Origin of the sequence: Streptomyces capillispiralis (assembly GCF_007829875.1) — a bacterium.
GTDB lineage: Bacteria > Actinomycetota > Actinomycetes > Streptomycetales > Streptomycetaceae > Streptomyces > Streptomyces capillispiralis.
The window spans coordinates 525,585-538,109 of record NZ_VIWV01000001.1 but is presented as its reverse complement, the minus strand read 5'-3'; the positions used below and the strand labels follow the sequence as shown (position 1 = coordinate 538,109).

Here is a 12,525-nt window from a genome sequence, read left to right as displayed (position 1 = left end):
GTCTCACAGCTCGTCGCCCAGCGCCAGTTCCGCCCAGATGGTCTTGCCGTCGGCCGTGTGCCTGCTGCCCCAGCGCTGGGTGAGCTGGGCGACCAGCAGCAGACCCCGGCCGCCCTCGTCCCAGGTCTTGGCCCGCCGCAGGTGCGGCGCCGTGTGGCTGGTGTCGGACACCTCGCAGATCAGCGTCGAGGCGTCGTGGATCAGCCGCAGCCGGATGGGCGGGGCGCCGTACCGGATGGCGTTGGTGACCAGCTCGCTCACCACCAGCTCCGCCGTGAACGACGCCTCGGTCAGCGCCCACGTGGCCAGCTGGTCGACGACCTGCTTGCGGATGGGCGCGACCAGCGCCGGGTCGGGGGGGATGTCCCAGGTGGCGACCTGCGCGGACGGCAGCCCGTGGGTCCGGGCCAGCAGCAGGGCCACGTCGTCCGTCGCGCCGCCCGGGGTGAGCACGGTGTGCAGCACCCGGTCGCAGGTCTCGTCGAGCGGCCCCTCGGCGTGCGACAGCGCCTCCAGCAGCAGGACGTGACCGGCCTCGGTGTCCCGGCCCCGGGACTCCACGAGCCCGTCGGTGTAGAACGCCAGCACCGCGTCGTCCGGCAGCTCCAGCTCCACCGACTCGAACGGCAGTCCGCCCAGGCCCAGCGGTGGCCCGGAGGGCAGGTCCAGATGCCGGGCAGGGCCGCCCGGCGCGATCAGCACCGGCGGCGGATGCCCCGCCCGGGACAGGGTGCAGCGCCGCGACACCGGGTCGTACACCGCGTACAGACAGGTCGCGCCGACCTCGCCCGGGCCGGTGTCGCCGGCCGACTCCTGCGACAGGTGCAGGACCAGGTCGTCGAGGTGGGTCAGCAGTTCGTCGGGGGCCAGGTCGATGTCGGCGAGGGTGCGGACCGCGGTGCGCAGCCGTCCCATGGTCGCCGAGGCCTGGATGCCGTGGCCGACGACGTCCCCGACCACCATGGCCACCCGCATCCCGGACAGCGGGATCACGTCGAACCAGTCGCCGCCCACCCCGGAGCGGGCGGCCGGCAGATAGCGGGTGGCCGCCTCCACGGCGGCCGTACGGGGCAGTGTGCGGGGGAGCAGGCTGCGCTGGAGCGTGAGGGTGGTCTCGCGTTCGCGCGAGTAACGGCGGGCGTTGTCGATGCAGACGGCGGCGCGCGCGGTGACGTCCTCGGCCAGCAGCACGTCGTCGTGGGTGAACGCCTCCGGGCGGCTGAAGCGGGTGAAGGCGGCGACGCCGAGGGTGACGCCGCGCGCCTGGAGCGGCACGGACAGCATGGAGTGCACGCCGTACTCCCGGACCTGCCGGGCGCGCGCCTCGTCCACCGCCAGCCACGGGTCGAGATCACCGGAGGGCACCGAGGCGACGATGCTGTGCCCCGCCATCAGCGAGTCGGCCTGGGGCGCGGCCGCCGGGTAGACGACCAGTTCGCCCACCTCGGCGACCGACTCGGGACTGCCCGGCATCAGGGACTGGTGGGCGACCCGGCGCAGCGCGACCGGCGTGGTCAGCGGGCCGGCGGGCTCGCCCCCGGGCTCCTCCGGCTCCAGCAGGTCCACGCTGACGAAGTCGGCGAGCGCGGGCACGCACACCTCGGCCAGCTCCTGCGCCGTACGGGTGACGTCCAGGGTGGTGCCGATGTGGATGCTGGCCTCGTTGACCAGTTGCAGCCGCTCCCGCGCCCGGTACTGCTCGGTGAAGTCGTGGGCCGTCGCGCACACGCCCCGCACCCGGCCGGACTGGTCGGTGAGCGGCGCCAGCCGGGCCAGCCAGGCGTGCGCGCGGCTCTCCCCGGTGGCCTTCATGTACGTCTGCATCTCGGTCGGCCGGCCGGTGCGCAGCACCTGGCGCAGCTGCCGCTCCAGTTCGGTGTGCTGGGGCCGGCCGCCGATGTCGGTGGGCCTGAGCCCCCGCAGGTGGTTGGCGGGCAGTCCGAGGAGGTGGGCCATGGCGTCGTTGACGCCGCGCAGCCGCAGCCCTTCGTCGAAGACCATCGCCGCGCACGGTGACTGGAACACGGCGGTCCGGACCAGTGGGTCGTCGGGCAGTTCGTGGTCCGTGGCCTCCAGCGGGGTGACGGCGAGCCATTCGCCGGGGCCGCCGTCGGCCGGCTGTCTGTGGTGGGCGAGCACCCACACGGTGACGGTGGTGCCGTCACGGTGCCGCAGCGCGAGGGTGCCGCTCCAGCGGGCCGCCGGGAGCCGGGGCGGCCCCGCACCGTCGGCCAGCAGGTCGGCGGCGGGGCGGCCGACGACCTCCTCGGCCCGGTGTCCCAGCAGCAGGCGAGCCCCCTCGCTCCACCGCGCGAGCACACCGTCGGGGGCGATGACGGCCCGCGCCGTCACGGCATCGTCGAACGGGTCGTCCGGCCTCATCGTCGCCACTCCATCGCGCACACTCACCGTGAACCGGTGCATCGCCTGAGTTCCAGCCTAGTGGCTCCGAGCCCGCCGCGACCGGTGACCGCCCTCCCGTCCGGGCGCCCGGAGGCCGTCCCGTCGGACGCGGGACGGAACGGCGGCTCGCCGTCACCAGTCCTGTCCCAACCGTTGACGGGCCGTCACATCTGCCACAACCATGGTCCGCGTACGGAAATGGGAGCGCTCCCATAAACCGCCCACATCACCCCGCACCTCCCCAAGAGGAGCCCAGACGTGAACAGACGCAGAACCGCTCTGCTGTCCCTGACCGGCCTCCTGGCGACCGCGCTCACCGCGCTGCCCGCCGCGCCGGCCGGGGCGGACGAGGTCGAGCAGGTCCGCAACGGAACCTTCGACACCGGCACCGACTCCTGGTGGGCCTCCGCCAACGTCACGGCGGGCGCGTCCGACGGCCGGCTGTGCGCCGACGTCCCCGGCGGCACCGCCAACCGCTGGGACGCGTCCGTCGGCCAGAACGACATCACCCTGGTGAAGGGGGAGTCGTACCGCTTCTCCTTCAGCGCGACCGGCTCGCCCGCGGGCCACGTCGTGCGGGCGATCGTCGGCCTCCAGGTGGAGCCGTACGACACCTACTACGAGGTGTCCCCGCAGCTCAGCGTCTCCGGCGACACCTACTCGTACACCTTCACCTCGCCCGTGGACACCGCCCGGGGGCAGGTCGGTTTCCAGCTCGGCGGCAGCGCGGACCCCTGGCGGTTCTGCGCGGACGACGTGTCCCTGCTGGGCGGGGTCGCCTCCGAGCCGTACGAGCCCGACACCGGCCCCCGGGTCCGCGTCAACCAGGTCGGCTACCTGCCCGCCGGGCCGAAGAACGCCACCCTGGTCACCGACGCCACCGCACGCCTGCCCTGGCAGCTGAAGGACGCCGACGGGCGGGTGGTCCGGCAGGGCTGGACCGTGCCGCGCGGCGTCGACGGCTCCTCCGGGCAGAACGTCCACTCCGTCGACTTCGGCGCCCACCGCACCCGCGGCACGGGCTACACCCTGGTCGCGGACGGCGAGACCAGCCGGCCCTTCGACATCGACGCGGCCGCCTACGAGCGGCTGCGGCTGGACTCGGCGAAGTACTACTACACCCAGCGCAGCGGCACCGAGATCCGCGACGACCTGCGCCCGGGCTACGGCCGCCCGGCCGGACACGTGGGCGTGGCCCCCAACCAGGGCGACGGCGAGGTGCCCTGTCAGCCCGGCGTCTGCGACTACACCCTCGACGTGACCGGCGGCTGGTACGACGCCGGCGACCACGGCAAGTACGTCGTCAACGGCGGCATCAGCACCTGGGAGGTGCTCAGCACCTACGAGCGCGCCCGGCACGCCCGCACCGGCGAGGCCGACAAGCTCGGCGACGGCACGCTGGACATCCCGGAGAGCGGCAACGGCGTCCCCGACATCCTGGACGAGGCCCGCTGGGAACTGGAGTTCCTGCTGAAGATGCAGGTCCCCCAGGGTGAACCGCTGGCCGGCATGGCCCACCACAAGATCCACGACGAGCAGTGGACCGGGCTGCCCCTGCTGCCGAGCGCCGACCCGCAGAAGCGGGAGCTGCACCCGCCGACCACCGCCGCCACCCTGAACCTCGCGGCCACGGCCGCCCAGGCGGCCCGCCTGTACCGCTCCTACGACAAGGAGTTCGCGGCCCGGACCCTGGCGGCGGCGCGCACGGCCTGGACGGCCGCCCTCGCCCACCCGGACGTCCTCGCCGACCCGGACGACGGCATCGGCGGCGGCGCCTACCCCGACGACACCGTGGCCGACGAGTTCTACTGGGCGGCCGCCGAGCTGTACCTCACCACGGGGGAGCGGCAGTTCAGGGACCACGTCCTGAACTCGCCGGTGCACACCGCCGACATCTTCGGCCCCACCGGCTTCGACTGGGCCCGCACCGCGGCGGCCGGCCGCCTCGACCTCGCGACGGTGCCGAACGGGCTGCCGGGCCGGGACAAGGTGCGCGCCTCCGTCGTCAAGGGCGCCGACCGCTACCTGGCCACCCTCAGGGCCCACCCGTACGGCATGCCCTACGCGCCCGACGGCAACGTCTACGACTGGGGCTCGAGCCACCAGGTGCTGAACAACGCGGTCGTCCTCGCCACCGCCCACGACCTCACCGGCGCCGCCAAGTACCGCGACGGCGCGTTGCAGAGCATGGACTACGTCCTGGGCCGCAACGCCCTGAACATGTCGTACGTCACCGGCTACGGCGAGGTCAACGCGCACAACCAGCACAGCCGCTGGTACGCCCGCCAGCTCGACCCGAACCTGCCGAACCCGCCGGCCGGCACGCTCTCCGGCGGACCCAACTCCAGCATCCAGGACCCCTTCGCCCAGTCGAAGCTCCAGGGCTGCGTCGGCCAGTTCTGCTTCATCGACGACATCCAGTCCTGGTCCACCAACGAGCACACCATCAACTGGAACGCCGCACTGACCCGTATGGCCTCCTTCGTGGCGGACCAGGGTTAGGGTCTGTTGTTCGGCTCAGGCCGGCTGGGAGGGACTGCGCCTCTGAGCCCGCCCGAGCGGGGTGTGGTGCGGCGGATGTGCGTGCCACGCCCCGCGACGCCGTCACGCTCCGAACGACAGGCCCCAGCGTCGTCCCGCCGGGCCGGCGGCCGCTCGGCCGCCGGCCCGTACGCGTGGGCGCCGAACCGGTCGGACACGTCCGCCCCGGCGACGCCCGGGCCTCGACCGCCCGGCGTGGGCGTTGTCATGTCAGTTCGCGGGCGTCCGTGACCAGGCGGACGAGGGTGTCGACGAGTTCGTCGGCGGTGGTGTGCCACTTGTCCGTGTCGAGGTGGCCGCTCAGCTCCATGCCCGCGATGCCGTGGGCGCTGGTCAGCAGCAGGGCGCCGTAGTGCCGTGCGCTCCGCTCTCCCGTGAGGGCGGCCACGATGTCCAGGAACTCGTCCTGAAAGCGTTCGGCCGCGCGGTCGGCCACGGCCGGGTCGCCTTCCGGCCCGCAGAGCTGACGCCGGATGCGGTCCATCCCGTCACCGAGTTGCCCAGGAAGGTTCGCGCGCCGCCTGAACAGCACCTGGTACAGGTGCGGCTGGTTCCGGCCGACGTCGATGAGGACGCGGAGAGCGCCGCGCAGCTTCTCGGAGGCGGACAGGGCCGGGTCGGTCCGAAGGGCGTGCACCTGGTCGCCGATCCGCTCCCAGCTCTCGGCCGCGACGGCGGTCAGCAGGCTGTCCTTGCCCGTGAAGTGCCGGTACGGCGCTCCCCGGGTCACGCCCGCCCGCGCGCCCACCTCGCGCAGGGTGACCGCTTCGGGGCCACCGAGGTCGAGGAGCTCGGCGGCCGCGTCGAGCAGAGCGCGGCGGGTGGCGGCGGCGGACTCGGCACGGGTGGTCATGACACCCATCATACAGTTGACAGCGTCATCTGAACCGGTACCGTAACCAAGGTGACAACGTCATCTGAAACCCAGAAGTTGATCGTCGTAACCGGAGCCTCCACGGGCATGGGGGCGTCAGCCGCCCGCGAACTGGCTCGCCGGGGATTCCACGTCCTGGCCGGCGTGCGACGCGACCGTGACGCCGACGCCATCCGGTCGACCGGCATCGAGCCGGTCATCCTCGACATCACCCGGTCCGAGCAGGTGGAGGCACTCGCCGCGCGGGTCGCCGACGACCCGCGCGCGCTGCACGCGCTCGTCAACAACGCCGGCGTCCAGGTGAACGCCCCGGTCGAAGCCCTGCCGATGACGGAGTGGCGGCGGGTGTTCGACGTCAACCTCTTCGGCCACATCGCCGTCACCCAAGCGCTCCTCCCCGCGCTGCTGCGCAGCAAGGGCCGTGTGATCAACATCAGCTCGGTCGGCGGCAAGTTCGCCATGGCCACATACGGCGCTTACGCCGGCGCGAAGTTCGCCCTGGAGGCGGTCAGCGACTCGCTCCGCCGCGAGGTCGCTCCGCTGGGCGTCCAGGTGGTCGTGGTGGAGCCCGGCGGCGTCCGCACGGAGATGGCCGCCCGCGGGGTCGAGACGGCGAACCGCCTGGCTGCCCGGATGACGCCGGAGCAGGACGAGCGCTACGGCAGCCTGGTCCGGGCGAACAACGAGTTGATGACCTCGGGCACTGCTTCAGGCCTGACCGCCGACGCCGCCGCCCGGGTCATCGCGAGGGCCGTGACGGCGCGTAGACCGCGCACCCGCTACACCGCCGGCCGGGATGCCGCCCTGATCGTGCGCCTGGGCCCGATGCTGTCCGACCGCACGCTCGACCGCGTCCTCGCCGCCAACCTGCGCCGCCACCAGCCGAAGCGAGCCGTTGGCCGACGAGGACTCCACGAACGGCTCCGTCCCCAGTGGTGCGGCCAGCGGTGAGTTCACGGCAGGTGTCGGGGGGACGAGGTCAGGCAGCCGCGCGCCGTATGTGCACATGACCGTCGAGAGGACAGGAAGGAGGAGCCGATGGCAGGATCCTGTCGAACCGGTAGCCGCTCTTCTCGGCGACGCGGCAGGATCCCAGGGTGTCGACCTGATGCCCGTCCTCTTCGCTCTCTGTGCGAGAGCTCGTCCAACGCCGCGGGCCGGCGACCCGTCATCCCCGTGTCCGAGCCCGCAGAGCATGGACGGCCCAGTCGAGCACCGGCCGCAGGCTCTCCGGACCCGGCCAGCCGTTGATCACCGCGAGCAGCGAGGAGTACCGCTCCCTCCGAGGGTCGTTCATACGCTCCAGCCGGACCAGGAGCTGCCCCCGCGACGTGGCATCGTCACCGCAGTCGAGGAGATGTGCGCAGCGGGTCATGAGCACCGCGACGACCGGATCGGCCTGCGGCGAAGCCGGTTCGACACCCGCTGCCACGGCCGGCGTGACCTGGTCACGGACGATCGCGGCCACGTCGTTGTGCAGCGCGGGCGGACGGCCCGGGACGTACCTGGCCGTCCGCTCCTGGGCCAGGTCTCGTACAAGGGCGCGGAAGTCCGGGTCCTGCGACAGCTCGGCCAGTTCCACCCACGCCTGGACCTGCTTCGTATCGGGGTTCTCCGGCAGTTCCGGAGTCATCGAGCGCATGATTCCCGCGACCATGGAGCTGGTACCCACGCCACCGAACGCGGCGTCGAGGAAGTCGCCGACCAGCTGTCGGCGTTCGACTTCGGACAGCTTGGCCAGTTTGTGCATCAGGTGTGTCTCCTCAGGGGTGGCCCCGCGGCTCGCCACCGCGGTCAGCACTGCGCGCCGCAGCCGCAGAATGCGGATCTGCACGTCCAACGCGTCGGCATGGACCGCGGCGACCTCCGGCAGCGCGAGTTCCCGGTCCATGACCTTCCGGATGGCTACGAGGTCCAGTCCCAGGTCGCGCAGGGTTCGCACGAGATCCAGGCGTGTGACGGCGTCGTGGTCGTAGAGGCGGTAGCCGGCTGGGCTGCGGTCGGCGGGCGGTAGGAGTCCGGAGTCGGAGTAGAACCGGATGGTCTTGACCGTGCTACCGGTCCGACGGGCCAGTTCGCCGATCGAGTAGAGCGTGCGGCCGTTCATGTCCCCACCCTCTGGTCTCCCCCCGCTGGAGACTCAAGCTCGTGCACTCGCGACGGTTCTCACGAACGATCGTCCAGGAGAGTTCGGGCCACGTCAGGAGAGTGGCCGCGCCATGCGCGGATGTGACCCACGTCTCGGGGATCCGGCGGTCCCTGATGCGGTCGGTACCCCTGGAGAGCCCACTTGACCTGTGGGTATTTACGATGCAGTACCCGAGCGGTACCGTGAGGTCATGCCAGCTCTCAACGTGGAGTTCAGTGACCGTGAACTCGAGGACCTGCGGCAGATCGCCAAGGAACGCGGCACGTCCATGAAGGCGCTCGTGCGCGAGGCGGCCGCGGCCGACATCGCCCGCCACCGTGCCCTCCAGGAGGGCGCGGAGGCCTTCCGCCGCTTCTTCGCCACCCACGCCGACGAGTTCGCCGCCGCCTTCCCGGACGACGAACCGTCCGTCAAGGGCGCGGGGCAGGCCGCCTGACCGATGGCATCCGTGCTCCACATCGACGTGCCCTGGCTGCTCCAGCGGCACGAGGAGGTCCTTCCGGACCAGCCCACCATCAACGACTTCTCCGCCCTGGTCGCTGCCGTGGCCCGGCACCGCGTCGACCCGCCCCGGCTGGGCGTCGACTCCGACCCGGCCTGGCGGGCGGCCGCGCTGCTGCACACCCTGGCCGTGCTGCGGCCGCTGCCCGCGGCCAACGCCCGGTTCGCCTGTGCCACGGCGGTCGCCTACATGTTCGTCAGCGGCGTCGGCATCGACCCGCCCTACGGGGCGCTGGTCGACCTCGCGCGCGACCTGATCGCCGGCGGGACCGACGTCTACGGTGCGGCCGACCGCCTGCGTTCCTGGCAGATCTGACCAGGTGACCGCGCCCCCGATGTGAACCACGGGAAAACCCTGGTCGAAAGCCGGAACGAGGGCGGCGGTCCGCCTTCCCTTTCTGACTTTCTGTCAACGCCCGGATCCTGCCCGGGCGCCTTGTTGGCCCCGTGCCGGTTGTGCGAGAGTGAGCCACCCGTGCGGGGGGTAAAGGCCGGGACCGCACACGCGAGTTGAGGAACCGGGTCGGAATCGCCGACGACGAATTCACACCCCCCGCGCCACGCCAAAGAGGTACGCACCAACGGGGCTCCTTTTTCGGCGTCGGAAAACGCTCGAATGGCACATGCGCTGTGGGAAGGAACCATCTCAGTGCACACCCCCCACCCCCCTCGACCTCCGTATCCCCCGCCCGGCGGGGACCCGGGGGAATCCGACGAGTTCCTCGCCGCCCGGCTGCGGGGCCGTCCGGAGGGCGAGGCCGCTCACTCCGTCGCACTGCTCACCGCGCGGCACTGGCCTTCCCTGCACGACTACGCGGCCGTCTGCCTCGCTTCGTCGGGACAGGCCGCCGCCATGGTCACCGCGGCCGCCCTGCACCGGGTCCTGGACCGGGTCGCCGCCGGGGAATCGGCCGTCGCGCTGAGGCCCGCGCTGCTGGTGGGCGTACGGGACACGGTCCGGGAGTGGGCCGCCGACGACCGAATAACCGGAGTTCTCCGGGAGTTGCAGAAACCGGCCGGGGGACGCGGCATGCGCGCGGCGACCACCATGACTCCGGAAAACCGCGCACTCGCTCAACGGGCATTCCGGTCCCTGCCCGCACTCGCGCGCTGTTTGCTCTGGCACGTCGAGGTCGAGGCCGAGCCGATTTCCGTGCCGGCCGGTCTGCTCGGCATGGATCCCGACATCGCGTCGGGCGCACTCGAACAGGCACGTGACACATTCCGACAGGCTTGTGTCCACGCGCATCAGGAACTGGCACCCACGAAGGACTGCCGCTTCTACAACCGCCTGCTCGACGTCCCCATCCGCCGGGGCGGGACCCTGCTGCCGGACGTCCGGCAGCATCTGTCGGAGTGCCGCCACTGCCGGTACGCGGCGGAACAACTCAGCCATTTCGAAGGCGCGTTGGGGACGCTGATCGCGGAGGCGGTGCTCGGGTGGGGAGCCAGACGCTATCTCGACTCCCGCCCGGGACGCGCGACGGCCGGTTCCCGCACGGGCCGCGCCGCCCGCCGCCGCGGCCGGGGCGGGAACGGGCCGTCCGGCAGCGGCCGGCACCGCCTGCTGTCCCGGATCCCCGTTCCCGACCGGCTCACGGGCCTCGCGCTCCCCGACCCGGTGCGCTCCACCAGGACCCTGCTCACCGGCATCGGCGCCGTCTCGGCGGGGGTGCTCGTGAGCATGCTCATCGCCTCGTCCTCCGCCCCGGACGGCGGCGCGGCCGACCCGACGGGCTCCACCGGAGCGGGACGCGCCGCCGTGCCGTCCGCGACCCCGCCCGGCGCCGCCGGCCTGCCCACCGCACCGGGCCGGACGCGACTGCGCAACGTCGCCTCCGGCCTCTGCCTCGACACCCGGGGCGAGCCCCGGGACGGCTCCGGGACACGGCTGGCCGAGTGCTCCTCGGCGTGGACCCAGCAGTGGACCTACGAGGACGACGGGCTGCTGCGCAGCGTGGCCGACCCGGGACTGTGCCTGGACTCGCACAAGGACGCGGGTGTCGTCGTCCTCGGCACCTGCGCCGACGCCGGTGACCAGCGGGTCGACGACGTGCGCTACGACCTCACCGTCCAGGGGGAACTGCTGCCCCGCTGGGACGAACAGCTGGCCCTCACCCCGGCCACCCCTGACGCGAACGCCGACATCGTCGTCAAGGTGCGGGACCGGACCGTGAACCAGCGCTGGGGGGCCGAACCGGTCAGGAGCGCCACCGGCACCCTGTCCATCAGCGGGACCGGCACCCCGGCGGCCCGCCACGCGCGCCTGTCCGAGCCGGTGACCTGACGCGCGCGGCCGGGGCGGGGGACCCGCCGGAAGGCGGTCCCGTCCCGGCCCGTGCGGGGCGCCGCACGCGTCAGGCGCCCGGCTCCGCGAGATCGCCGGGACCGACGGTGGCCGGGGTGGCGTGGCCCGACAGGGCGAGGGTGAGGTCCAGTTCGGCGAGGAGACAGCGGATGACGTGCTCCACACCCTGCTGCCCGTCGAGACCGAGCCCGTAGACGTAGGGGCGCCCCAGGAGGACCGCCCGCGCCCCGAGGGCGAGCGCCTTGAAGACGTCGTCGCCGGTGCGGACACCGCTGTCGAACAGCACGGTGAGCCGGTCGCCGACGGCCGCCGCCACGCCGGGCAGCGCGTCCGCCGCCGCGATCGCCCCGGCCACCTGGCGGCCGCCGTGGTTGGACACCACCACCCCGTCCATCCCGGCGTCCGCGGCGAGCCGGGCGTCGTCGGGGTGGAGCACGCCCTTGAGGACGATCGGGCCGTCCCAGTTCTCCCGCAGGAACGCCAGATCCGGCCAGGTCTTCGCGGGGTCGGCGAACATGCCGACGAAATGCATCACCGCCGCGTCGGGATCCTCGTGCACCGGCTTGGCCAGACCCGCCCGGAACGCCGGGTCGGAGAAGTAGTTGGCCGTGCCCACCCCGCGCAGGAACGGCAGATACGCCTGGTCGAGGTCGCGGGGGCGCCAGGACAGCAGGGGAGTGTCCAGCGTGACGACGAGCGCCGTGAACCCGGCCGCCCTCGCCCGGTTCAGGAAGCTGCGGGCCACCTCCACGTCCTTCGGCCAGTACAGCTGGAACCAGCGCTCCCCGTCGCCCATCGCCTCGGCGACCTGCTCCATCGGGGTGCTCGACGCGGAGGACAGGACGAACGGCACGCCCTGCGCGGCCGCCGCCCGGGCGGCGGCCGGCTCGGCGTCCGGATGCATGATCGACAGCACCCCGACCGGCGCCAGCGCCAACGGCGCCGGCAGCGCGCGGCCCAGCACCTCCACCGACAGGTCACGCGCGTGCACGTCCCGCAGCATCCGGGGCACGATCCTGCGGCGTTCCAGCGCGGCCCGGTTGGCGCGGGCGGTGCTGCCGTCGCCCGCGCTGCCCGCGACGTACCCGGCCGGGCCGGGACCGAGGCGCCGCTCGGTCAGCTCCTCCAGCCGGGTCAGATCGGTCGGCAGCCGGGGCACGGCACCCGTCATCCCGTTCAGGTAGATCTCGTACTGGAAGTCGGCCCAGTGCCCGGCCATCCGTCCCCGCCTCTCCTCGTCACGCCGTCCCGACGCCTCGCATACTGGCGAGTGCGCGCGGGCCCGTCCAGCGCCGGGCGGCGGGGGGATCAGCCGGCGTCCGCCTCGTGCGGGATCCGGACCAGTGCGCGCGGGCGGGAGAACATCGGCCAGGGCGGCCGCAGGCACTGCGCGACGGTGACCGCATCCACGCAGGTGGTCATCGTGTCTGCTCGCGCAGGTACTCGGTGAGGGCCACGCCCGGCCGGAACGTGGCCACGCCGTCAGCGGCCTGGAAACTTCCGAAGCTGCCGAGGGCGACGGACTCCCGGGCCTTGAGCGCCTCGGCGATGGTGCCCGCCTGCTCGACGGTGCCGAAGAGCACGTCGAGGATCCGGCCGATGTCGTCCGCGGTGAGCTGCCGGCCCTCCGGTCCGTCGGCGGCACGGCGAGCGGTCATCTCGATGAGCTGCGACTTGTCCACGTGAACGCTTCCCTCGCCTCTTCAACGACACAGTGATGCGTCGAGGCTTCCACCATCGTGGCAGGCT

The 12,525-nt window shown here is 72.8% G+C and carries 10 protein-coding genes; 5 read left to right on the top strand and 5 right to left on the bottom strand.

Going from position 1 to position 12,525, the window contains the following annotated elements; all coding sequences use genetic code 11:
• Positions 1–3 precede the first annotated feature (3 nt).
• Positions 4–2,382, bottom strand: a complete 2,379-nt coding sequence (locus FHX78_RS01775; RefSeq protein ID WP_145865695.1) for a SpoIIE family protein phosphatase — start codon at positions 2,380–2,382, stop codon at positions 4–6.
• A gap of 279 nt (positions 2,383–2,661) precedes the next feature.
• Here FHX78_RS01775 and FHX78_RS01770 point away from each other — a divergent pair, with 279 nt between their 5' ends.
• Positions 2,662–4,905, top strand: coding sequence for a glycoside hydrolase family 9 protein (locus FHX78_RS01770; RefSeq protein WP_145865694.1), 2,244 nt, complete (start codon positions 2,662–2,664; stop codon positions 4,903–4,905).
• A 244-nt stretch (positions 4,906–5,149) separates the two neighbouring features.
• Here FHX78_RS01770 and FHX78_RS01765 read toward each other — a convergent pair whose 3' ends face one another.
• Positions 5,150–5,797, bottom strand: coding sequence for a TetR/AcrR family transcriptional regulator (locus tag FHX78_RS01765; protein ID WP_208766176.1), 648 nt, complete (start codon positions 5,795–5,797; stop codon positions 5,150–5,152).
• Between the two features lie 51 nt (positions 5,798–5,848).
• Between FHX78_RS01765 and FHX78_RS01760 the strand changes: the two genes are divergently transcribed.
• Positions 5,849–6,769, top strand: a complete 921-nt coding sequence (locus FHX78_RS01760; RefSeq protein ID WP_145865692.1) for an SDR family NAD(P)-dependent oxidoreductase — start codon at positions 5,849–5,851, stop codon at positions 6,767–6,769.
• A 217-nt stretch (positions 6,770–6,986) separates the two neighbouring features.
• On the opposite strand, the gene FHX78_RS01750 is transcribed toward FHX78_RS01760, so the two are convergent.
• Complete coding sequence (locus tag FHX78_RS01750; protein WP_145865691.1) at positions 6,987–7,925, bottom strand: MerR family transcriptional regulator; 939 nt, start codon at positions 7,923–7,925, stop codon at positions 6,987–6,989.
• Positions 7,926–8,157: 232 nt separating this feature from the next.
• Here FHX78_RS01750 and FHX78_RS01745 point away from each other — a divergent pair, with 232 nt between their 5' ends.
• The 3 genes from FHX78_RS01745 (at position 8,158) to FHX78_RS01735 (ending at position 10,755) form a co-directional block, all read left to right on the top strand.
• Entirely contained in the window at positions 8,158–8,403 is a 246-nt protein-coding gene (locus FHX78_RS01745) for a hypothetical protein (protein WP_145865690.1), read from the top strand.
• A 3-nt stretch (positions 8,404–8,406) separates the two neighbouring features.
• Positions 8,407–8,784 (top strand): toxin Doc, encoded by a 378-nt coding sequence (locus tag FHX78_RS01740; protein ID WP_145865689.1) that lies wholly within the window; start codon positions 8,407–8,409, stop codon positions 8,782–8,784.
• A gap of 333 nt (positions 8,785–9,117) precedes the next feature.
• Positions 9,118–10,755, top strand: a complete 1,638-nt coding sequence (locus FHX78_RS01735; protein ID WP_145865688.1) for an RICIN domain-containing protein — start codon at positions 9,118–9,120, stop codon at positions 10,753–10,755.
• Positions 10,756–10,825: 70 nt separating this feature from the next.
• Here FHX78_RS01735 and FHX78_RS01730 read toward each other — a convergent pair whose 3' ends face one another.
• A complete protein-coding gene (locus FHX78_RS01730; RefSeq protein ID WP_145865687.1) occupies positions 10,826–11,995 on the bottom strand; it encodes a lactate 2-monooxygenase in 1,170 nt (389 codons plus the stop codon).
• Positions 11,996–12,194: 199 nt separating this feature from the next.
• Positions 12,195–12,458: an HU family DNA-binding protein gene (locus FHX78_RS01725; protein WP_145865686.1), complete on the bottom strand. Its 264-nt coding sequence runs from the start codon at positions 12,456–12,458 to the stop codon at positions 12,195–12,197.
• Positions 12,459–12,525 lie beyond the last annotated feature (67 nt).

Excerpts from the sequence above, each read along its gene's own strand:
- FHX78_RS01730 (WP_145865687.1), bottom strand. The coding sequence starts at position 11,995 with ATGGCCGGGCACTGGGCCGACTTCCAGTACGAGATCTACCTGAACGGG.
- FHX78_RS01765 (WP_208766176.1), bottom strand. The coding sequence starts at position 5,797 with ATGACCACCCGTGCCGAGTCCGCCGCCGCCACCCGCCGCGCTCTGCTC.
- FHX78_RS01775 (WP_145865695.1), bottom strand. The coding sequence starts at position 2,382 with ATGAGGCCGGACGACCCGTTCGACGATGCCGTGACGGCGCGGGCCGTC.
- FHX78_RS01750 (WP_145865691.1), bottom strand. The coding sequence starts at position 7,925 with ATGAACGGCCGCACGCTCTACTCGATCGGCGAACTGGCCCGTCGGACC.
- FHX78_RS01740 (WP_145865689.1), top strand. The coding sequence starts at position 8,407 with ATGGCATCCGTGCTCCACATCGACGTGCCCTGGCTGCTCCAGCGGCAC.
- FHX78_RS01745 (WP_145865690.1), top strand. The coding sequence starts at position 8,158 with ATGCCAGCTCTCAACGTGGAGTTCAGTGACCGTGAACTCGAGGACCTG.